Below are 21,413 nucleotides of genomic sequence, written 5' to 3'. Positions count from 1 at the left end.
GGTGCTCCTGTTCTAAAAGGGGTGATGGTTCAGGCAATATGGACGCCGTGCAGGCGCTGGGCGGTCTCAGTGCTGGCATTTCTGAGAGCCGCTAATGCCCCCTCGACGGCGGGGTTCGACGCGCTGGGCCCATGCAGGGCCACCACGTGCCTGCGAACGGAAAGGTCAACGATGGTTGCGGAGGCGACCGACCCCCGGACGTGCCCCAGCGCGGGGACGAGCGCCACACCCAGGCCGGTGCTGACAAACCTCCGGATGACGTCGTAGTCATCGCTCCGGTAGTGCACCTCCGGCTCGAATCCGGCCCCTGCGCAGGCACGGCGCAGGGATAGGGCGCCGGAGGTCCGTTCTCCCGTGGCCACCCACGTTTCCTTTTCCAGGTCGGCGAGGGAAATCTCAGAACCGGCAAATCGGTGGCCGGGCGGCAGCAGCAGGACCAGTTCCTCGTGCAGCAGCGGCTCGGCCTGGAGTGCCTTTGGCCATTTCCGGGGCACCAGGTCGTAGTGGTACACCACCGCCAGGTCCAGGTCCCGGTCCAGCAACAGTGGTACGAGTACGTCCGGCTCGCCTTCGTCCAGGTCTACGCGAATCCCGCCATGCGTGCGCGCGAAATTGGAGAGCGACGACGGAAGAAGCTGCTGGCTGGCTGTGGGAAAGCTGCCGAGCCGGACGTGCCCGAAGTTCCCTTCAGACATCGCCTTCACCTCATCCTCAAAGGCGGCAAAGGCGGTAAGGACATCCTGTGCGCGTTCGGCAAGGAACCCCGCTGAGGGCGTGGGCCGGATGCCGTGGGCATCGCGTTCGAAGAGCGTCATCTTCACTGATCGCTCCAGGCAGGACATTTGCTGCGAGACCGCGGAACCGGTGTAGCCAAGCGAGCGTGCAGCCTCAGCGAACGATCCGGTCCTCAGCACCACGATGAAAGTCCGCAGATGAAGGGCATTAATCATTTGTTTGTCAGCCAGGGATCTATCAGGTCTGCCGTCAGATGCCCCGGCCCGGGGTGAGGATTCCCAGGGGGTCGAAAGCGGACTTGACCAGGCGGTGCGCCGCAAGAGTCTCCGGGTCCAGCTGCTTGCCGAGCAAACCCACCTTCAGGGAGCCGATGCCATGCTCGCCGCTGATGGTGCCGCCAAGCACGATCGCCTGGTCCGTGATCAGGTCAAGGATGCGCTCCGCCTCCGCATACGCCTCGACGGATTCGTCTGCGATCACCACGGACGGGTGCAGGTTTCCATCCCCGGCATGGGCGAACGTCGGAATTTCCACGTTGTTGGCGGCCCCGATCTGTTCCAGCGCAACGAACATGTCGGCCAGCCGGGAGATGGGGACGGCGACGTCGCACGACGCCCGGAGCCCGCGCGCATCGAGGGCCTTGCCGGAGACGCGGCGGGCCTCCAGCAGGACGTCGCCGTCGGCCTGTTCGACGGCGGTGGCACCGGCCCGAGTGCATAGGGCGGCCGCCACGGCTGCATCCGCTTCCGACGACGGCGAAACAAACTGCCCGACCAGGATGGCGGCGCCATCCGTGGACAGGCCCGTCGGATGAAACTGCTCAACGATCCGGACACTGGCCCGGTCCATCAGTTCCATGACGTCGGGAACCACAGAACTGCCCATGATGGCGGAAACTGCTTGGCCGGCTGAGGCGGCCGTGGGAAAGGTGGCCCGGAACGTTACCGCCTTGCCTGCTGGACGGGGAACCAGGCGCAGGGTCGCGCCGGTGACAATTCCCAATGTCCCCTCGGAGCCGACGAAAAGGCTCGTGAGGTCGTATCCGGCCACATTCTTCCGGGTCCGGGCACCTGTGGAGATAACATCTCCGTTGGCCAGGACCACCTCCAGCCCCGCGACGCTGTCCGTAGTAACGCCGTACTTCACGCACCTCAGGCCACCGGCGTTGGTGGCGATGTTGCCCCCGATGGTGGACTGACGGTAGCTCGCCGGATCCGGTGCGTACATCAGGCCATATTCGGCGGCAGCGGCGTCAAGGTCCGCTGTAACCACTCCTGCCTGGACCTCGGCGAGGCGGTTGTCCGGATCGATGCTGTGGATGGCGTCCATCCGGGCAAGGGAAATCACCAGCCCGCCTTCGTAGGCCACGGCTCCGCCCGCCAGTCCGGTCCCGGCGCCCCGCACAGAAACGGGAGTACGGTGCCGGGCGGCCCAGCGGACACCGGCAACGACATCCAGGGTGGAACGCGCTGCCAGTACTGCTGCAGGCGTCCCTTCCGGAACGGCCCGTGAGGCGTCACTGCTGTAGCGGACAAGGTCGGCCGGAGCGGTCAGCACCTGGGAACCGAGGTGGTGGCGGAGCTCCTGGGTTGGTGTCACTGGTGGTGTCCTTTACTGTGTGCTGGAGTGCCAAGGCTTTGCGGGTGGTCGGAGTGTGCAGGCGGCGGTAGGCCCGCCGCCTGCACGTCTGGTCCTCAGATGAACTCGACACCCTGAGCGAGCGGGAGCTGTCCGGAGAAGTTAATCGTGTTGGTGGCCTGCCGCATGTAGGCCTTCCACGAATCCGAGCCCGATTCGCGGCCGCCGCCGGTTTCCTTTTCGCCGCCAAAGGCGCCGCCGATCTCCGCGCCCGACGTGCCGATGTTTACGTTGGCGATGCCGCAGTCCGACCCGCTGGCCGAGAGGAACAGCTCAGCTTCGGTCTGGTCCTGGGTGAAGATGGCCGAGGACAGGCCCTGCGGGACGGCATTGTGGACCTCGATGACCTCCTCGAGGCTTTCGTACGTCATGACGTACAGGATGGGGGCGAAGGTTTCGTCATGGACGACGGCGGTCTGGGCCGGCATGCGCACGACAGCCGGTTCCACGTAAAAGGCCTCCGGGTGTTCGTCCGCCAGCACGCGGTTGCCGCCCTGGACGATCTCGCCGCCTTCAGCGACGGCCTGGGTCAAAGCATCCTGCTGCGCCTTGAAGCTGCCGGCGTTGATCAGCGGTCCAACCAGGGTTCCCTCCTGGGTGGGGCTGCCGATGTTCAACGTGCGGTAGGCCTCCACGATCCGGGGAATGAGGGCGTCGGCGATCGAAGAGTGCACAAAGAGCCGGCGCAGCGAGGTGCAGCGCTGCCCAGCCGTCCCGGCCGCGGCAAACACGATTCCGCGCAGGGCCAGGTCCAGGTCGGCAGAGGGCGCGACGATGGCGCCGTTGTTGCCGCCGAGTTCCAGCAGTGCGCGGCCGAACCGGCGGGCGATGGTGGGGGCGATCTCCTGGCCCATGCGGACGGATCCGGTAGCGGACACGAGCGCGATGCGCGGGTCCTCAACGAGTTTCTGGCCACCGGTGCGGTCGGTCAGCAGCAGGTGGTGGATGCCGGCAGGCGCGCCCACGTCCTTGACCGCGCGGGCAAGGAGGGTGTCGACGGCGAGGGCAGAGAGGTGGGTGGCATCGGCCGGCTTCCACACCAGGGTGTCCCCGGCTACGAGTGCCAGGGCGGCGTTCCAGGCGAAGACTGCCACGGGGAAGTTGAAGGCGGAAATGATCCCGACTACGCCCAGCGGGTGCCACGTCTCGGCCAGCCGGTGTCCGGGACGCTCCGAGGGCATGGTCTTGCCGTACAGCTGGCGGGACTGGCCCACGGCGAGGTCCGCGATGTCGATCATTTCCTGCACCTCGCCGAGGGCTTCGGAACGGATCTTGCCCACCTCAGCCGTGATGAGGGACGCAACGTCCTCCTTGTGTTCGGTGAGCAGTTGGCCCCAGCGTTTGACGACGGCGCCGCGGACGGGTGCGGGTACGTTGCGCCAGGTTTTGAACGCCTCGGCGGCGGTGGAAATGGCTGCCTCGATATCGGCGTCGTCATGGACTGCGGTGGAAAGGATGACTTCACCGGTGATGGGCGTGCGGGTTTCGCGCGGGCCGTTCAGCAGAACTGGATCAACGCCGATGGACTGCAGGCTCTTCTGGACTTCGGCGGTGATTTCGGACGTGGCCGGGAGTGCGGGGGCAAGGGTTGTCATGGTGGCTTCCTTTGGATTGGTATTACTTGTTGGAGGGGATATCGGTGATGGTGATGCCCAGGGTGCGCTGCGCCTGAGCCAGTGATTCCGAGCGCTGCGCCGAGTACAGCTCGTTGGGGTCAAAGATCCGGCGGCCCAGGACTTCGGACAGGCGGTTGATGTCGTATGGCGTGCCGGTCTGCCCGTCGTCACGGGACCCGTCATCGGTCAGGTTCGACTGGAAGATCCCTGCGGCCGAACGCGGCAGGAAGTCCTCGTAGACAATGGGCTCGGGAACCAGGATCCCGGCCTCGACCAGTTCGCGGAGGGACGCGGATACCGTGTGGCCAACGGGGGCGGTGTTTGCGAGGCGGTAAGTGAAGTAGGCGAGGTCCTGAAGGGCCAGTTCCTGCTCAGTGCCCGGCAGATGTTTCCGCCAGACCTGCTCAGCGATTTCGGCGCGGCTTGTCACGACGGGGCTGGCGGCAAGCCACGAGTCCACCTCGGCGACCATCCGGTCGTAGAGGTTCCTGCCCTTTTCAGTTAGGGCAATGCCGCGCTGTTCCACTTCGCCGAACCGGACACGGAGCGATCCTGGGCGGATGCCGCCGTCGGCATGGCGGAAGGTGCGCTCCTCGGCGAGGGCCCGGAAGGACGTCTGCCGCAGCAGGATGTCGGGTCCTTCCCAGTGGGGAGGACCCTGGATCTCGTCGATCATGGTGATCCCGCGGGCCTGCATCCGGGCGTACAGGTCGTCGATGTCCAGCACGCGGGGAGTGAGGTGGTTGATGTGGGTGGAGGGAACGCCGCCGATGTCCGCCGCAACCGCCGAGATGGCCTCCAGCTTGAAGTACCAGTCGTGGTCGACCGGGGTGGGGGAGAGCTTGAAGGAAGAAGTGGCCAGTTCCAGGAGCCGTTCGGCCTCGTTCCCGTCCAGTCCGCCTTCCTCGGCGCTCTTGTCGGCAAGGTCCAGCAGTTCGTCGGGGAACAGCGTCCGTGCCCCGACGAAGCGCTCAAGCTGATGCTGCGTCTCCTCGTCGAAGAACCGGCGGTCGTCGTGGGCCAGCATTGAGGTGAAGACGCGGAACGGGTTCTTGGCCAGTTCCTGTGGATCGACCGGGCGGAATGCGGTGGAGACCACCGGTACGGAGCTCTTTGAAGCGTCCCGGAGATCGTAAAAGCCAACGGGGTGCATGCCGAAAGCGGCGAAGATCCGGGACACCTGCGAAAGTTCCCGGGGCGAGCCGACGCGGATGGCGCCGTGGCGCTCCGCCGTGACCCGCTCAACGCTGCCCAGGCGCTCGGCGTCCTCTCCGTTCCTGCGGATGAAATCCTCGTTCACCTCCCGGGAGACGTCCACCAGCGTGTTGTATGCGGGAACTTCGTCGCCGTAGAGGCTTGCGAGGCGTAGGGCGAATGCCGCCCTCAGCTCCCACTGCTGCAGCTTCGTTGTTGTTGGCATGGGCTTTCCTTTCAAGCCTGATGATTGCTTGCGGGTAAGCAGCGGCCGGAGGCCGGAGCTAGATGATGTGTACTTCCTTGACGCGGGACAGCTCGCCTGCGAAGCGGGCAGCGCTGAACTGTTCCGGATCCATGAAGGATTCCCTGCCGAGATACATGTCCCTGACGAGCTCCCCGACGGCCGGACCCTGCAGGAATCCGTGCCCGGAGAACCCGGTGGCGTACATGAATCCCTCGACACGGTCGGAGGAACCGATCATGGCGTTGTGGTCGGGCGTGTTCTCGTACAGTCCCGCCCAGCCGACCTCCAACTCCTGGTTGGCCAGCGAAGGGGCCACTGCTTCCGCCGCCCGGTTGAAAGCGGGAAGCCACTGATAATCGAATTCGCGGCAGAACCCCGGTTCCTGGTCCTGGTTGGAGATGCCCAGCAGCATTCCGTTGAGGTAGTTGTGGAAGTACAGCGTGGTGGACAGATCCAGGGTGAACGGGACGGTCGGGAACGGAGACGTTCGCTGCGGCGTCATTCCGATCTGGCGCCTGACCGGTTGAATCGGTAAATGGACGCCGGCCATGGCGCCCAGCCGGGTTGACCAGGCCCCGGCAGCGCAGATCACCGTTCCTGTGCGGATCGGTCCGCGGTTGGTGTGCACTTCCCGCACCGCACCGTGGCCGGCGTCGATATCCAGTACCTCCGTGTCCTCGCACACCGTTACACCCAGCTCCCTGGCTGCCTCCGCATAGGCGCGGACCACCTTGGACGGTTCTGCAAATCCGTCCCGGGGGGAGTAGGAGGCCCCGAGCAAGGCGTTCGGATCAAGGAAGGGGTTGATCCGCTGGGCTTCCGCCGGCGAAACCATACGGCTGGAACCACCCAAGGAGTTCTGGATGTGGGTGCTTTCCTCCACCTCGAACAATTCTGCCTGCGTGCGGCAGAGGAAGAGATAGCCCACCTGGCGAAGCCCGATGTCGGCCCGGAACTTTTCGCTGAAGCGCTCGTAGGCCTCCAGGCTCCGCTGCCCGAGGCGTATGTTTCCCGGGTCGGAGAACGTTGCACGCACTCCTCCCAACGGTTTGGCCGACGAACCGGAACCCAGTGAATTGCGTTCGATAAGAACGATGTTGCGGACACCAGCCTCCGCCAGATGAAAGGCGATGCTGGTCCCCATAATCCCGCCGCCCAGGATCACCACGTCTGCCTCCGCCGGAAGCGGAGCAGCAGGTGACTTGGCCAGCGGGACGACGTTGTCCACGTGCTTGGTCTGCATGTTTTCCTCCAAAAGCCTGTCTTGGAACAAGCTTGGAGGGCCAAGGGTATTTAGGTCTATCGATGATTTTTCGACATAACGTATAGATTTGCTATATGAAGTGGACCTTCGAGCAGTTGAAGACATTCAAAGTGGTGGCCGAACTGGGAACCATGACGGCGGCGGCGGAAGCGCTGGGCTTTACCGCCGGTGCCGTGTCACAGCAGATGGCATCCCTGCAGGGCAGTGTTCCCAGGCCTCTGTTTGCGCGGGACGGGCGCAGAGTCGCCCTGACAGACGCCGGAAAGACGCTTCTCCACCATGCCGCGGTGCTCATCGAAGACGAACGCCAGGCTGCTGCAGCGCTCAGCGGTCCCCAAGCGGGACAGCGCGCCGTCGTGTCTGTTGGTGTCTTCGGCTCAGCTGCGGTGTCGGCCATGCAGCCCGCAATCGGCCGCCTGCGTGAGACGTCACCCAACGTGGCAGTGCAGGCAGTCGAAGTCGACGTCGAAACCATGCCCCAGGCCATTCAGGAATCGCGGATCGACATCGCTTTGGGATTGAACTACGAGGACGCACCCCAGCCTCCCCTGCGCGGTGTTGTGTCCCAGGTCCTGCACCGGGAGCCGTTCCTGATGGTCCTGCCTCCCGCAGCGCACGAACTTGTCCACGACGACCGGTTGCTGATGGAGTATGCCAACGACTGTGACTGGATACTTCCGCCGGTGGACACCTACTTCGGCCGGGCCTGCAGGTTCGCCTGCGCCAGGTCAGGCATCGAACCTAACGTCCAGCACCTCGTCACCGACACCGCCGTCTCGATCGCCCTCGCCGAATCGGGAATCGGTGTCACCCTGGCCACGCCGCTCATGATGGGTCTCCGGCCAACAGCCGCGCCAACAGCCGTGTTGCCGGGGAAATCGACCCGCAGCATCGTGGCCATCGTGCGGTCCTCGGCGCTGGAGCGGGATAGCGTGCGCGCCGTCCGCGACGCCTTGGTCCACGCCTTCAGCCAGCCGCCCAAGTTGGGCTGAAGGCTTTCGTCAGAGATTCCAGGCAGGCCCGCCAGCGAAAGAGTCGCTTGGGTCAGGGCCACGATCCCTCGGCCTGAAGTGCTTCCGGCCACAGTCCGGCTCATCCATAGTCGTTGAAGCGCCACCACTCGATGGATGCAGTCCGAACACAGGCCGGACACACTAAGACCGAGAGATAAAAAGCCCATGAATTCTGAACGTCAATTGCACGGGAACCTCAAGCCGCGCCAGCTCAGCATGATTGCCATCGGCGGGGTCATCGGGGCCGGCCTCTTCGTCGGCTCAGGTGTGGTGATCAACGACGCCGGGCCCGGAGCATTTCTTAGCTACGCCATCACAGGCGTGCTCATGATCCTGGTAATGCGCATGCTCGGCGAAATGGCGACGTCCAACCCTTCAACCGGCTCCTTTGCCGACTACGCTCGCAGGGCACTCGGGGGATGGGCCGGATTCTCGGTGGGCTGGTTGTACTGGTACTTCTGGGTCATCGTCGTCGGCTTCGAGGCGGTTGCCGGGGCCAAGGTCATCTCCTACTGGATAGATGCCCCGCTGTGGCTGCTCTCACTTGGCCTGATGGTGCTGATGACCTGCACGAACCTGTTCTCCGTGTCCTCCTTCGGCGAATTCGAATTCTGGTTTGCCGGCATTAAAGTGGCGGCCATCGTCGTGTTCCTGGTCCTCGGCGGCGCCTTCGTCCTCGGGGTCTGGCCGGAGCGGACGATGGATTTCAGCAATCTCGTTGTCCACGACGGGTTCCTTCCGCATGGCCCCGAGGCGATCTTCTCGGCCATCGTCGTCGTGATCTTCTCCATGGTTGGGGCGGAAGTCGCAACCATCGCCGCGGCCGAAACAAGGGACCCCGCACGCTCAGTCACCAAAGCCATGAAGTCGGTGGTGGTGCGGATTTCCATCTTCTACGTGGGCTCCCTGTTCCTCCTTGCCGTTATCGTCCCCTGGAACTCGACGGATCTGGGCGCTTCGCCGTTCGTTACCGCGTTCACGGTCATGGGAATTCCGTTTGCCGACACCCTCATGAATGCCGTGGTGCTCACGGCGGTGCTTTCCTGCCTGAATTCCGGCCTTTACACCTCGTCCAGAATGCTTTTTGTCCTGGCTGCCCGGCGCGAGGCGCCCGTTGCATTGACCCGGGTCAGCCGGCGCGGAGTGCCGGTGGTCGCGATCCTGGCTTCCTCGGTGGTCGGATTCCTGTGCGTGCTCGCGGCAGCGATTTCCCCCGACGGCGTATTCCTCTTCCTGCTCAATTCCTCCGGCGCCATCATTCTCTTCGTCTACCTGCTGATAGCACTCTCACAGATCGTTCTGCGTCGGCGCGCGAAGGAAGGCGAACTGAAAGTGAAGATGTGGCTCTTCCCGGGGCTGTCCGTCCTCACAGCCGCCGCGATCGCCGCCGTCCTTGTTCAAATGGCCGTCAGCCCGGGTACTCAAATCTCGCTGACGCTCAGCTGCCTCTCATGGGTGCTGGTGCTGGGCGTGTACCTCGTCGTGCGGAGGCGCGGCGGCTCCGTCACCATTGCTCAGCGTGTTCATGCCGAGGCGCCCAGCTCCGCCCTGGTTGCAGCGGAGTAGCAGCCGGTTCCTAAGGACGCTCGTAAACACCGGTTCATGCCGGCAGGCAAACCGGCAGACCCGTCGACGGTTCCCGTCGACGGGTCTGCCGTGTCACGGGAGTTGGGAGGAGAATGAGCGTCCTGGAGTGCTGACGTAGAGGAACTCTGATGCCGTGAGGACAAGGAGAAAATCTATTGCATTAATCATACAATGATGTATCTTTGATTTGTGACCTGAACCACACGCCCCTCCTTCTGAACCCCTTCACACTGCGTGAACGCTCGCTTCCCAGTGTCGCGAACAAGGCGAAAACCGCCCCCGTCCATCCCCCTTCCAGGAGTGACCGTCCCATGTCATCCATGAAGAACCCGGCTACGCACCGTGGCGTGGCCTCAGCCGCAAGCAAGCGGCGCTTCCTCGTCCGAATGGTCACTGTCCTGGTCGGCGGGATGTTCTTGGACGGCTACGTCCTGGGCATCCTCGGGCCCGTGACGGGAACGATGGCCGAGGACCTGCAGCTCACGGCGGCCTGGGAGGGCCTGATCGCCGCGGCCGCACTGGCCGGCATTCTGATCGGCTCGCCGCTCGGCGGCTGGGCGGCCGACAAGTGGGGCAGGAGGTCGATCTTCATGTTCGACATCGCCCTGTTCGCGGTCGCTTCGGGCATGCAGTTTTTCATCGATTCGCCCGTGTGGCTCATCGTGGTCCGGCTGCTGATGGGCATCGCAATCGGCGCGGAGTATGCCGTTGGCTGGCCCCTGATGGGTGAGTTCGCGCCCACGCATTTGCGGGGACGGCTGCTGGGCGCAATGCAGATCGCCTGGTATGGCGGCTTCATGATCGCGTTCCTGATCGGCTATCTGCTCAGTGAATACACCGACGTGAGTTGGCACGTCATCCTGGGTACGAGCACCTTCCTTGCGGTGGCACTGTTCCTGGCCCGGATCGGCCTGCCGGAATCTCCCCGTTGGCTTTGGAGCGTGGGCCGGAAGGACGAGGCCCGCGCCCTCGCCTACAAATACATGCCGGACGATGCGCTTGACGATGTCCAGCACGAGGATGTCCGCAAGGGCAGCTTCGGAATGCTGTTCTCCAGGCAGTACTGGCGGTCCACGCTCTTCATCTCGGGCTTCTGGTTCTGCGCCGTGACACCGTACTTCGCGATTGCCACCTTCGCCGACAGTGTGCTGAAGCAGTACGGTCTCGCCGGCGGCCTCGCTGGCGGGGTTGGTCTCTCGGCCCTCGCCCTGGCCGGGGTCGTGCTCACGTTCTTCCTGATCGACAAGGCCGGCCGCCGCGTACTGACCGTCCCGCCGCAGTGGCTGTGCGCCGTCGTTTTGGCAGTCATCGGCCTGTGGGCCGGCGCTCCCGCCATGGTTGTGCTCATCCTGTTCCTGGTGTTCTCGTTCTTCAACGCGATGTACAACGCGCTGACGGGCGTCTACCCCAGCGAGGTCCTTCCGACCGAAATCCGGGGACTCGGCACAGGATTCGCGGCCGCCTTCAGCCGAATCGGGGCGGGCATCGGCATCTTCCTGATGCCGATCTCGATGGAGACCTTGGGTACCGGCCCCACCATGCTGATCGCCGCCGTCGTCGCCCTGGCCGGCGCCGCGCTTTCCCAGTGGCTCGCACCCGAGACGAAAGGGAAATCCCTCACTGAATGCGCTGCCGGGTACACGCATTAGCAGCGGCCATCACCCGGCCTGGAGCCGGCATTTGAACAAAACCCCGGAAGAACCAGGGAGAGTACGACGCCGGCCGGTCACCTTGTGAGGTGACCGGCCGGCGTCGTTGTTGGCAGCTCAGCAGACCTGCCCGTTGGGCATTGGCTGCCCAACTCCGGGGTGCAGGGGGTTCTCCCGTAGCACTTCGGCAAGACTTCAAGAAAGCTATTGCATTAATCATACAATGATGTATCTTTAATTTGTGACTAGGCGCACACCCCCGCTCCTGGACCACACAACGGTTACGGAAACCCGGTGAAGCCCGCCCGCGCTGTCAACGAAGAAGCGCCCAGGAGTCCGTTGCCACACACGTTCCACACCAGATGCTCCCGCCCAGGCGGCCGGCTCCTGGTTCCCCTGAGTAAGAAGGTTCAAAATCATGAAAGATGTAGTCATCGTCGGTGCTGGACTCGCCGGCCTGTCGGCAGCATGGCGCCTGCGGCACTGGGACACCGTGGTCCTGGAGTCCGAGAACCGCGTCGGCGGCCGGATCCGCTCGGAGCGCCGCGGTGCCTACTGGCTGAACTGGGGAGGACACGTCTTCGCCGGCGCCGGATCCTCCACCGATGCACTGCTCAACGAGGTCGGCGTGACCGCCGTCAACATCCCGGGTTCGCTGCAGGCACTGTCCATGAACGGGAAGTTCATCCGCAAGGGGCACATCGCCACGTACCCGTTCCGCATTCCGATGTCGCTGTCGTCGCGCATCGACACGCTGCGGGCCGGCATGAAGGTTGTCAGCGGCGTCGCCAAGTACACCGGCGTTGTCCGGAAGCGCGCAGGGGAGTCCGGCGCAATGCGGCAGCAGCGCATCTACGATTTCGAGAACCAGAGCTCCTTCCAGGACTTCATCGGGAACCTCTCCGAGGATGCAGCAGCACTGTTCAAGACCACGGTCACCCGCTCGGCCGGCGACATGAACGAGATTTCCGCCGGCGCAGGCATCGGCTACTTCAGCCTGGTCCTGGGCATCGGCCAGGGGCTCAGCCAGGGCATTGTCGGTGGCCCCTCCACCCTGACCGAATCCATCGCCGCCTCCCTCGGCGACCGCATCCAGCTCGGTGCCGCCGTGCAGGAGGTCGTGCACAAGAAGGAGTCCGTCGTCGTCCGTTACACCCAGGGCGGCGTGGACCACGAAGTGGAAGCCCGCACCGTCGTCCTCGCGACCACCGCCGACGTGACGCACCGGGTCGGCGTGGACCTTCCGGAGGAGCTGCGCGGGGCGCTCGGCCAGATCAAGTACGGCCCGCACGTCAGCACTGCCTTCCTGACCAACGAGACCTCGGCCCGTCCCTGGGACGACATTTACGCCATCGCGGCGCCGAAGCGCTCGTTCGCGATCGCGCTGAACCAGGCGAGCATCGTCCGCGGCACCGAGTCCGTGCGCAAGCCCGGCGGCAGCTTCATGACGTTCTCGCCGGCCAGCCTCGGAAAGGCCCTGCTGGACAAGAGCGACGAGGAAGTCATCAAGACCCACCTCACCGACCTCGACCAGGTCCTCGGCCACGGGTTCGCCGACAGCGTCGTCGAGGCCAAGACGGACCGCTGGAAGGTTGCTTCCCCCTACTGCTTCCCCGGCCGGGCGAAGCTGCAGTCCACGCTCATGCGCGGCACCGACCGCGTCTTCCTGGCCGGCGACTACCTCGGAACCCTGTACACCGAAAGCTCCATCACCACCGGCTTCTCGGCAGCACAGGAGGCCGCGAGCCTGCTGGCCACTCACCGCCAGGCCCCGCCCCATTCCGGCCTCTCGGTCGTCGCCTGAACCCAACAGGCACCTGAATCAACCATCGTTTTCCACCCCCCGTACTTAAGAAGAGGAACCATTCCATGTCCAACGACCTTCGCGGTGTCCTGACCGCACTCTCCACCCCCTTCGCCCAGGACGGCGCCATCGACGTCGAGACCCTGCGCCGCATCGTTGACCGCTCCATCGACGCCGGCGTGGACGGCGTCGTCGCTGCCGGCTCCACGGGCGAGGTCGGTGCCCTGTCCTCGGAGGAGCGGCTGCTCCTGATCAACACCGTCATCGAGCAGGCCAAGGGGCGCGTCCCCGTCATCGCCCAGACCGGAGCCACCTCCACGGCCGAGGCCATCCGCCTGTCGCAGGCCGCCGAGAAGGCCGGCGCGGACGTGCTGATGCTCATCACCCCCTACTACGAACCGCTCTCCCTGGAGGAGACCGTCACGTACATCAAGGACGTCGCCCGGTCCGTCACCATCCCGGTCATGCTCTACAACATCCCGGCCGTCACAGGCGTCAACCTGGACCCGGCCACGGTCCGCGCCCTGGCCGAAGAAGTGGACAACATCAAGTACATCAAGGACTCCAGCGCGAACTGGGAACAGGCACTGCAGCTGATCCACCACCACTCGGACGTCATCGGCACCTTCATCGGCTGGGACGTCTACCTGTACAGCGCCCTGGTCGAAGGCGCGGCCGGCGTCATGGCCGGCACGGCCAACGTTGTCCCCGACGAAATCGTCGCCGTCAGCCGCCTGATCTCCGAAGGCGATCTCACCGGCGCCCTGGAGCTGTGGAAGAAGCTCTACCCGGTCATCGACGCCCTCCTCTCCGTGCCGTTCATCCCGGCCGTCAAGGCGGGCCTTACCCTGCAGGGGCTTCCGGCCGGCTCCCCGCGCCAGCCCACGGCAGACCTGAACGCCGACGACCTCGCACGGGTCCAGCAGGCCGTGTCCGCCCTCTACCAGAACGTGGGTTAAGACCATGACGACAGAAACTGCACTGTTCACCGTCATCCGGGCGGACGCGACGCCGGCGCCTTCCCTTCCCGCCTTCGGCCAGTTCATCGGCGGGAAGTTCGTCCCCTCCACGTCCACCTCGACGGTGGACATCGTCAACCCGGCCACGGAGGAAGTCCTGACGCAGGTCCCGGCCGGCACCGCGGAGGACGTGGACGCCGCCGTAGCAGCCGCCGTAGCAGCCAAGGACGCCTGGGCGGCAACGACGCCCCGGGACCGCGCCGCTGTCCTGCTGAAGATCGCGGACATCATCGAGGCCAACCGGGAGCTGTTCGAAACCCTTGAAGCCGCCAACACCGGCAAACCCCCGGCGGTGGCGGAAGACGACATCTCCAGCGCCATCGACACCTTCCGGTTCTCCGCCGGCGCGGCCCGTGCCTACAGCACCCTCGGCGCCGACGACTACGCCGAAAACCACACCTCGGTGATCCACCGTGAGCCGGTCGGCGTCGTCGGTGTCATCACGCCGTGGAACTACCCGCTGCTGATGGCCGCATGGAAGATCGCCCCGGTCCTCGGGGCAGGCAACACGCTGGTCCTCAAGCCCTCCGAACAGACGCCGCTGACCACCCTCAAACTGGCCGAACTCATCGCCGGCGAAGTCCCCGCAGGCGTCCTGAACATCGTCACCGGCCCCGGCCGCGTGGTGGGCAATCGCCTCTCCGAGCACCCCGACGTCGACCTCGTCGCCATCACGGGCAGCGTGGGCAGCGGCCAGAAGGTGGCCGCCGCAGCTGCCGGTTCGGTCAAGCGGGTGCATCTTGAGCTGGGCGGCAAGGCACCCGTCGTCGTCTTTGCCGACGCCGACCTCGAGGCCGCCGCGAAGGGCGTCCGCAGTGCCGGGTTCTGGAACGGCGGGCAGGAATGCGGCGCGGCGTGCCGTGTCCTGGTCCATGAATCGGTGGCAGACAAGTTCACCGAGCTGCTCGTCCGGGAAATCAGCGAAATCACTGTCGGCACCCCCGGCGCAGCGGACGCCGAAATCGGCTCCATGATCTCCAAAGCCCACTACGAGCGGGTCCTCGCCGCACTCGACGACATCCGCAAGGACGGCCTGACCATCGCCGTCGGCGGACGGGCCATCGAGGGCCGGGGCTACTTCATCGAGCCCACCGTGGTCACCAACGTCCCCGCGCAGGCCCCGATCACCAGCAACGAGATCTTCGGCCCCGTTGTGTCCGTGGAAACGTTCAGCACCGACGAGGAAGCCGTCACCCGCGCCAACGAAACCATCTACGGCCTGGCAGCCTCGGTGTGGACCAAGGACTCCGCCCGCTCGCTGACAGTTCCGCGGAAGCTGGACTTCGGCACGGTCTGGGTCAACTCACACCTTGTCATCGCCACCGAAATGCCCTGGGGCGGATTCAAGGGATCCGGCTACGGCCGCGACCTCTCCAGCTACGCCCTGGACGACTTCTCCCGCACCAAACACGTCATGTACAACCGAGGCTAAGCCAGGAGTGACCATGTCATCCACGAAGAACCCGGCCGATCATCGCACCGATACCTCGGCGGCCAGCAAGCGCCGCTTCCTGATCAGGATGGTCACCGTCCTGATCGGCGGCATGGTCCTGGACGGCTACGTCCTTGGCATCATCGGACCGGTGTCAGGGACCATGGCGGAGGACCTGCAACTCACCGCCGTCTGGCAGGGCCTGATCGCGGCGGCAGCCCTTGTGGGCATCCTGATCGGCTCACCTATTGGCGGCTGGGCCTCCGACAAGTTTGGCCGCAAGCCGATTTTCATGTTCGACATCGGGCTGTTCGCTATCGCATCGGGGATGCAGTTCTTCATTGACTCTCCGGTGTGGCTGGTCGTGGTGCGGCTGCTGATGGGCATCGCGATCGGCACGGAGTATGCGGTGGGCTGGCCCCTGATGGCTGAGTTCTCGCCCACCCATCTGCGCGGCCGGCTGATGGCCGCCATGGGGATCGCCTGGTACGGCGGCTTCATGATCGCGTTCCTGACCGGTCATTTGCTCAATGAATACACGGATCTGAGCTGGAACTTCATCCTGGGTACCAGCACGTTCATCGCTGTTGCCATCTTCCTCGCCCGGCTCGGCATGCCTGAGTCACCGCGCTGGCTGTGGAGTGTGGGCCGCAAGGACGAGGCCCGCGCCCTCGCCGCACGGTACATGCCCGACGACGCGCTCGACGATCTTCAGCACGAGGATGTCCGTAAGGGCAGCTTCGGGATGTTGTTCTCAAAGGAGTACTGGCGCTCCACGCTGTTCATCTCGGGTTTCTGGTTCTGCGCCGTGACACCCTATTTCGCGATCGCCACGTTCGCCGACAGCGTCCTGAACCAGTACGGTCTGGCTGGCGGGCTTGCCGGCGGCGTCGGGCTTTCAGCCGTCGCGCTGGCCGGGGTCGTGGTCACGTTCCTGCTGATCGAAAAGATCGGACGGCGCGCGCTGACCGTTCCCCCGCAGTGGCTGTGCGCCGTCGTCCTGGCGGTCATCGGATTGTGGGCCGGTGCGCCCGCCATCATCGTGCTGATCCTCTTCCTGGTCTTCTCGTTCTTCAACGCCGGCTACAACACGCTGACGAACGTCTATCCGGGCGAGGTCCTGCCGACGGAGATCCGGGGGATCGGAACCGGTTTCGCGGCCGCCGTCAGCCGGGTAGGGGCCGGCATCGGCACCTTCCTACTGCCCATCTCGATGGAGAACCTGGGCCCCGGCCCCACCATGCTGATGGCCGCCGGTGTCGCCTTCGTCGGAGCCGCTCTTTCCCAGTGGCTCGCCCCGGAGACCAAGGGTAAATCGCTCACTGAGGCAGCCGCCGGATACGCGCACTGATAAGGCGCGCCAGCTGAGAGGAACTTTGCCAACGCTAAGCCTGCCCCGGAACCACTCCGGGGCAGGCTTAGCGTTGCCCTGTGTGACCACGTACATTGATGCGTAAGCCGATACGGAACGGAGTGCTTGCGTCATCGAATCTCTGGCCAGCCTTGCCTACAGGGTCATTGCCGACAGAATCATCACCCTCGATATCCGCCCCAATGAGGCAATCAACGAATCGCAGTTGTCCAAGGACATGCAGATGGGCCGCACGCCGATCCGCGAGGCCCTGGGCAAACTCGAAAACGACCGCCTCGTGGTGACAAAGATGCGCAAAGGGGCTTTCGCCGCCCCCGTCGATCCCAGTGACTTCCGCCAGGTTTCCCTGATCCGCCATGCCCTCGAACCAGTAGCGGCCGGACTCGCGGCTGAGCATTACCACCCGGGACACGCAGAGACCCTTGACCAGCATCTGGAACTCCTGCGGTCGCTAAGAACGCGCTCCCTCGAACAGAGCGAACTCATGCGGCTCCACCTTGCGGTGCATAAACTCATCTATGGCCTGAGCATGAACCGGCACCTTGAGGACACGCTCACACGATACGCCCACCTGTCCATCCGGCTCTGGTCACTGCTCCTGGAACGCCAGCCGCCTGTCGTCGAACGGACCCTGGAACTGGCCGAAATCCTGGAACGGATCGAGGCAAATGACAGCGAGCAAAGCCGCAGCCTGATGGATCAGCATGTCCGTGCCTTCGACAACTACCTGGCCGGGCTCCGCTAGCCGGCATCCAGCGTCACGTTCCCAAGGAGTTCCATGGACATCCATGCCGCCATCGATGAAGCACGCTTCTTACGGTTCCACAAACGGCTGGTTGCCGCCTGCCTGGGCGGACCCGTTTTGGCCGGCTACATCCTCGGCATCATCGCAATTGCCATGTCCGGTATCTCGGCTGACTTCGGGGCCAGCCCCCTGGAGACCAGCCTCATTGGTGCCTCGGCGCTGCTGGGCATCTTCCTGGGAGCCCTCGTCTTCGGGCCGGTAGCGGACAGGATCGGGCGTCAGTTGATGTACACCATCGACCTCTGGGTCCTCGTGGCAGGCTCCCTGCTGCAGTTTTTTGTCCAGGATGCAGTCCAGCTCATCGCCGCGAGATTCATCCTGGGCATAGCGATCGGCGCCAACTATCCAATTGTCAATGCCCTGCTGGCTGAATGGCTTCCGCGCCGGCGCCGCGGCCGGGCGCTTGGCCTTCTCCAGGCGGGGTGGTTCATCGGTGCTGCCTTCGCGTCGCTGGTGGGCTACTCCATGTTCGAAATTCTTGGTGCGGCGTCATGGCGCTGGATGCTCGTTTCCTCAGCCGTACTCGGGGTCATCGTCCTGACGCTCAGGCTCGGCATGCCTGAATCCGCACGGTGGCTCCTCCACAAGGGCAGGCCCAAGGAGGCGAAGAGCGCCGTCCGTGCTGCGCTCGCAGACCAGCCCGGTATCGGGCTCCTGGTGATTGATACCACGGGAAGGCAAGACGAGGCCGCAAACGGACAGGGACTGCGCATCCTGCTGCAACCCAGATACTTTCGGAGGCTAATTTTCTGCAGTGGCTTTTACGCCCTGCAGGCGGGCCCGCTCTTTGCCATCTACACATTCGGTCCCACGATCCTCTCCGCCCTCGGTTTAGCCCAAGGCAGCCACTCGACCCTCGGCTCCGCGGTGATCAATTTGGGGTTCCTGGCCGGCTGTCTTGCCGCCCTTGGCCTGGTCGACACCTGGGGCCGGCGCCCGCTCATCATTTGGGGCTTCGCTCTGATGTCAGTTCCGCTGTTAGTTCTGGGCATCATTCCATGGGCTCCCGCAGGCGTCATCATCGCGTGTTTCTGCGCCTATGCCTTGTTCTCCGGTGGTCCGGGCATTTTGGAGTGGGCCTACCCCTGTGAGCTCTTTCCGACCAGCGTTAGGGCCAGCGCGGTGGGAATCAGTACCGCGGCCAGCCGCATCGGGGCTGCTCTTGGCACCTTCGGTCTGCCCCTGGCACTGGAAGCCTGGGGAATCGGCGCAACCATGCTGGTTGCTGCATTGATGACCGTGGCGGGACTCCTGCTGTCTTTCTTCCTTGCCGTAGAAACCAAAGGTGCCCCTCTGATGCACTCCAGCGGGGAGAGCACATCCGAACTTCGACCCGCTTCCGGAGCCGCCTGAGCGTGCCTTGCCAGGCACATGGAGCACCGCGGTGATGAGGCCTGCTTCACATTCTGGCCCGTCCGCCAAAAATGTTGACTGCATCACAGCACGTGGCATACCGTTCCTAGTGTTCTGATATATCAGCTGTTGACACGGCAATGAGGCCGTGCCACTGTCGGGAGGAACCCGTAGATGACACAAGTTGGCTTAACCCAGGCGCGCGTAGAGACTCAACAAAAGACGAGCATTCCTCGGATCCTTACGTACGCCGGCGCCATTGTCGCCTTCCTCATCGGTTCGGGCTTCGCTACCGGCCAGGAAATCCTCCAGTACTTCACGTCGTACGGGTATTGGGGCGTGTTCGGGACCGGCCTGCTGGTTCTCGCCCTGATGACGTACGTCGTCATTGAGTTCTTCGTGGTAGGCCAGGCGAAAAGCTTCGATAAGCCCTCACGAATCTTTCACTATTACTGCGGCAAGTACCTGGGCACCTTCTTTGACTACTTCTCCATCCTCTTCGTGTTCCTGAGCTTTGCCGTCATGGTTGCGGGTGCCGGCGCCGTTTTCGAGGAGCATTACGGATTGTCAAAGTTTGTTGGCGGCATCGGACTTGCAGTGGTCGTCGGGCTCACCGTGTGGTTCGGGTTGAAGAACCTGGTGGACGTGATCGGCAAGATTGGCCCGCTCATCGCCGTCATCGCCATCGCGCTCGGCGTCCTGGGCATTGTCCGGAATCCAGGCGGCATCGCCGAGGGGAACGCGCTGCTGCCCGGGCTGGAGCTGACCCAAGCCTCAACGAACTGGTTCATGTCCGGGCTGTCCTATGTGGGTTTCTGCATGCTCTGGTTGGCTGCATTCCTCACCGCACTGGGCAAGACGGCACGCAGCCGCAAAGAAGCTGCCACTGGCGGTTTGGTGGGTTCAGTTGTCTTCTCGGTGGCGTGCATCATCGTCGGGTTGGGGCTGCTCGCCCACATCGCACGCGTGAACGGCACCGAAATTCCCATGCTCGTGCTGGCTAACGACGTAAGCCCGCTGCTGGCCGCCGGGATTTCCGTCATGATCCTTGCCGGCATCTACACAACCGCCGTCCCGCTGCTCTGGACCGTATCCTCACGCTTCTATTCCGACGAGAAGCCGGGCTTCAAGTACCTGACCCTCGCCCTCGCAGCGGCCGGAACCGTTGTGGGCCTGGTCGTCCCGTTCTCACAGATGGTCAACGTTGTCTACGTGATCAACGGCTACGTCGGCATCCTGCTGCTCTTGCTGATGCTCGTCAAGACAGGAAGCAGAGTGGTACTGCGCCGCGCCTTCTAACAGCGTCAGGAACAGTGGTGGGGCGCCAACGCAAGCGGGCGCCCCACCACCGTTGACTCCTCAAAACCATCAAAGGAGATGGACATGAAAAGCATCGAGGCAATGAACGCTCTACGCCCGGCGCGACGCGCCGTTGCCACCGGGGTCCACTGCCCGCACACAGGTTGGTGGATCCCTGAAGGCCAGCAAGGAGGCACAGCCCGTTACTTGTGGCAAGGCTCCCTAATGCCCGGCCTGCATGGACAAAGCGTGACATGGCGGCTGGCCAAAGCAGACCCGGCAGGGAGCCAGGCAGTGAGCCGTTAATCGGCGTCGATCTCCTCCAGCAGGTCCTTGGCGGCCTTGCTGATGTCGTCATGGTCGTACTGCGCCGCCCGGCTCTCCAGGGAAATAATGGCGCAGCGGTGGACCTTCTTGAAATCCCCGAAGGGAAAGCTCACGCTGCCCTTGGTGCCTTCCGATTTCTCGCTGTCGATGCCCAGGTGCCACTTCGAGAATTCGTCGAAGCCGTGCTTGTCGACAAACGAGTTCTCCTCATCCGTTGAGGGAGTATGCTCGCTCCAGTCGTCACGGATATCCCGTTCCACTTTCCCTTTCTTTACGAGGCTGCGTGCATGCTCCAGTGCCTTGCGGTTCAGTTTCGTAGCCATGTGGTGCCTCCGGCGGTCAGATCCAGGAACAGCTCAAGGCTAAGACCGACGACGGCGGCCCGCCAGTGGTCGCCCGGATGCGTTAGTGCCCTGAAACTTAACTGCCCGGAGCCCCCGGCAAGCCCCCGAAACAGGCGGAAAAGACCCATTAGTGTCGCTTTGGCCACACTATTCTTGACGTTGCTGCTTTATGACCTAAACTGCTTCACTGAGGTGCCTGAATGGCGCTGTGCAGCAACGAAAGTGAACAACGCTATGGCTACCGATTACGACGCCCCACGCAAGACAGAAGAAGAGTCTCCCTCCGAATCTTTGGAGGCCCTCCAGGCGTCCCGCGGCGGCGGTGCCCAGACCGCCGTTATCGACGTCGACGAGAATGACACCGCCGAGGGCATCGACCTTCCGGGCGCCGATCTTTCCAACGAGGAACTGACGGTTATCGTCGTTCCCGAGCAGTCCGACGAATTCACCTGCGGCTCCTGCTTCCTGGTCCGTCACCGGTCCCAGGTGGCGAAGGAAAAGAACGGCATGAAGTACTGCCACGACTGCGAAGGCTAAGACAGCCCGACTGTGCATGGCCATGCGAGGCGCCGGCTCCCATTTGGGAGGCCGGCGCCTCGCATTTTGCGTCCTGCTTTCCTCACACCCGCAATATGGCCGCAAAGGGCCCGTTATGAGCGGTAACGGAAGCATGGAGAAAGGGCCACAAACGACTCTCGACGCCCTCAAAAAGACC

At 64.0% G+C, this 21,413-nt stretch carries 17 protein-coding genes; 11 read left to right on the top strand and 6 right to left on the bottom strand.

Features of this window, described 5'->3' with window-relative positions; translation table 11 throughout:
• Positions 1 to 29: 29 nt before the first annotated feature.
• The 5 genes from BWQ92_RS06295 to BWQ92_RS06275 all read right to left on the bottom strand — a co-directional run bounded on the left by BWQ92_RS06295 (position 30) and on the right by BWQ92_RS06275 (position 6,673).
• Positions 30 to 950, bottom strand: a complete 921-nt coding sequence (locus tag BWQ92_RS06295) for a LysR family transcriptional regulator (protein WP_076798779.1) — start codon at positions 948 to 950, stop codon at positions 30 to 32.
• 34 nt (positions 951 to 984) lie between these two features.
• Positions 985 to 2,334, bottom strand: coding sequence for an FAD-binding oxidoreductase (locus BWQ92_RS06290; RefSeq protein ID WP_076798778.1), 1,350 nt, complete (start codon positions 2,332 to 2,334; stop codon positions 985 to 987).
• Positions 2,335 to 2,429: 95 nt separating this feature from the next.
• Positions 2,430 to 3,968 (bottom strand): L-piperidine-6-carboxylate dehydrogenase, encoded by a 1,539-nt coding sequence (gene amaB / locus BWQ92_RS06285; protein WP_076798777.1) that lies wholly within the window; start codon positions 3,966 to 3,968, stop codon positions 2,430 to 2,432.
• Between the two features lie 22 nt (positions 3,969 to 3,990).
• A complete protein-coding gene (gene hglS / locus BWQ92_RS06280; RefSeq protein WP_083706230.1) occupies positions 3,991 to 5,409 on the bottom strand; it encodes a 2-oxoadipate dioxygenase/decarboxylase in 1,419 nt (472 codons plus the stop codon).
• A 58-nt stretch (positions 5,410 to 5,467) separates the two neighbouring features.
• On the bottom strand, positions 5,468 to 6,673 hold the full coding sequence (locus BWQ92_RS06275) for an NAD(P)/FAD-dependent oxidoreductase (protein WP_076803543.1): 1,206 nt from the start codon (positions 6,671 to 6,673) through the stop codon (positions 5,468 to 5,470).
• Positions 6,674 to 6,768: 95 nt separating this feature from the next.
• Here BWQ92_RS06275 and BWQ92_RS06270 point away from each other — a divergent pair, with 95 nt between their 5' ends.
• The 10 genes from BWQ92_RS06270 to BWQ92_RS06225 all read left to right on the top strand — a co-directional run bounded on the left by BWQ92_RS06270 (position 6,769) and on the right by BWQ92_RS06225 (position 20,027).
• Positions 6,769 to 7,686 carry a LysR family transcriptional regulator gene (locus BWQ92_RS06270; RefSeq protein WP_076798776.1) on the top strand — a complete coding sequence of 306 codons (918 nt, stop codon included), beginning with the start codon at positions 6,769 to 6,771 and terminating at the stop codon, positions 7,684 to 7,686.
• A gap of 186 nt (positions 7,687 to 7,872) precedes the next feature.
• On the top strand, positions 7,873 to 9,273 hold the full coding sequence (locus BWQ92_RS06265) for an amino acid permease (protein WP_076798775.1): 1,401 nt from the start codon (positions 7,873 to 7,875) through the stop codon (positions 9,271 to 9,273).
• A 332-nt stretch (positions 9,274 to 9,605) separates the two neighbouring features.
• Positions 9,606 to 10,943, top strand: coding sequence for an MFS transporter (locus tag BWQ92_RS06260; RefSeq protein ID WP_076798774.1), 1,338 nt, complete (start codon positions 9,606 to 9,608; stop codon positions 10,941 to 10,943).
• Between the two features lie 418 nt (positions 10,944 to 11,361).
• The gene (locus tag BWQ92_RS06255) at positions 11,362 to 12,747 is read left to right on the top strand and encodes a protoporphyrinogen/coproporphyrinogen oxidase (protein WP_076798773.1); all 1,386 of its coding nucleotides are present in this window, start codon (positions 11,362 to 11,364) and stop codon (positions 12,745 to 12,747) included.
• 65 nt (positions 12,748 to 12,812) lie between these two features.
• Positions 12,813 to 13,706: a 4-hydroxy-tetrahydrodipicolinate synthase gene (dapA, locus tag BWQ92_RS06250; RefSeq protein WP_076798772.1), complete on the top strand. Its 894-nt coding sequence runs from the start codon at positions 12,813 to 12,815 to the stop codon at positions 13,704 to 13,706.
• Between the two features lie 4 nt (positions 13,707 to 13,710).
• Entirely contained in the window at positions 13,711 to 15,198 is a 1,488-nt protein-coding gene (locus BWQ92_RS06245; RefSeq protein WP_076798771.1) for an aldehyde dehydrogenase family protein, read from the top strand.
• A 13-nt stretch (positions 15,199 to 15,211) separates the two neighbouring features.
• Positions 15,212 to 16,549: an MFS transporter gene (locus tag BWQ92_RS06240; RefSeq protein ID WP_076798770.1), complete on the top strand. Its 1,338-nt coding sequence runs from the start codon at positions 15,212 to 15,214 to the stop codon at positions 16,547 to 16,549.
• Between the two features lie 133 nt (positions 16,550 to 16,682).
• The gene (locus BWQ92_RS06235) at positions 16,683 to 17,315 is read left to right on the top strand and encodes a GntR family transcriptional regulator (protein WP_076798769.1); all 633 of its coding nucleotides are present in this window, start codon (positions 16,683 to 16,685) and stop codon (positions 17,313 to 17,315) included.
• Positions 17,316 to 17,348: 33 nt separating this feature from the next.
• Complete coding sequence (locus BWQ92_RS06230) at positions 17,349 to 18,728, top strand: MFS transporter (RefSeq protein WP_076798768.1); 1,380 nt, start codon at positions 17,349 to 17,351, stop codon at positions 18,726 to 18,728.
• Between the two features lie 174 nt (positions 18,729 to 18,902).
• Positions 18,903 to 20,027 (top strand): YkvI family membrane protein, encoded by a 1,125-nt coding sequence (locus BWQ92_RS06225; protein WP_076798767.1) that lies wholly within the window; start codon positions 18,903 to 18,905, stop codon positions 20,025 to 20,027.
• A gap of 302 nt (positions 20,028 to 20,329) precedes the next feature.
• Here the strand turns inward: BWQ92_RS06225 and BWQ92_RS06220 are convergent, their stop codons facing one another.
• Positions 20,330 to 20,677, bottom strand: coding sequence for a hypothetical protein (locus BWQ92_RS06220; RefSeq protein WP_076798766.1), 348 nt, complete (start codon positions 20,675 to 20,677; stop codon positions 20,330 to 20,332).
• A gap of 255 nt (positions 20,678 to 20,932) precedes the next feature.
• Here BWQ92_RS06220 and BWQ92_RS06215 point away from each other — a divergent pair, with 255 nt between their 5' ends.
• Complete coding sequence (locus tag BWQ92_RS06215) at positions 20,933 to 21,235, top strand: DUF4193 domain-containing protein (protein WP_076798765.1); 303 nt, start codon at positions 20,933 to 20,935, stop codon at positions 21,233 to 21,235.
• Positions 21,236 to 21,413: the final 178 nt, after the last annotated feature.

The organism is Arthrobacter sp. QXT-31 (assembly GCF_001969265.1).
Classification (GTDB): domain Bacteria; phylum Actinomycetota; class Actinomycetes; order Actinomycetales; family Micrococcaceae; genus Arthrobacter.
This window is presented reverse-complemented; position numbering and strand designations above follow the sequence as displayed.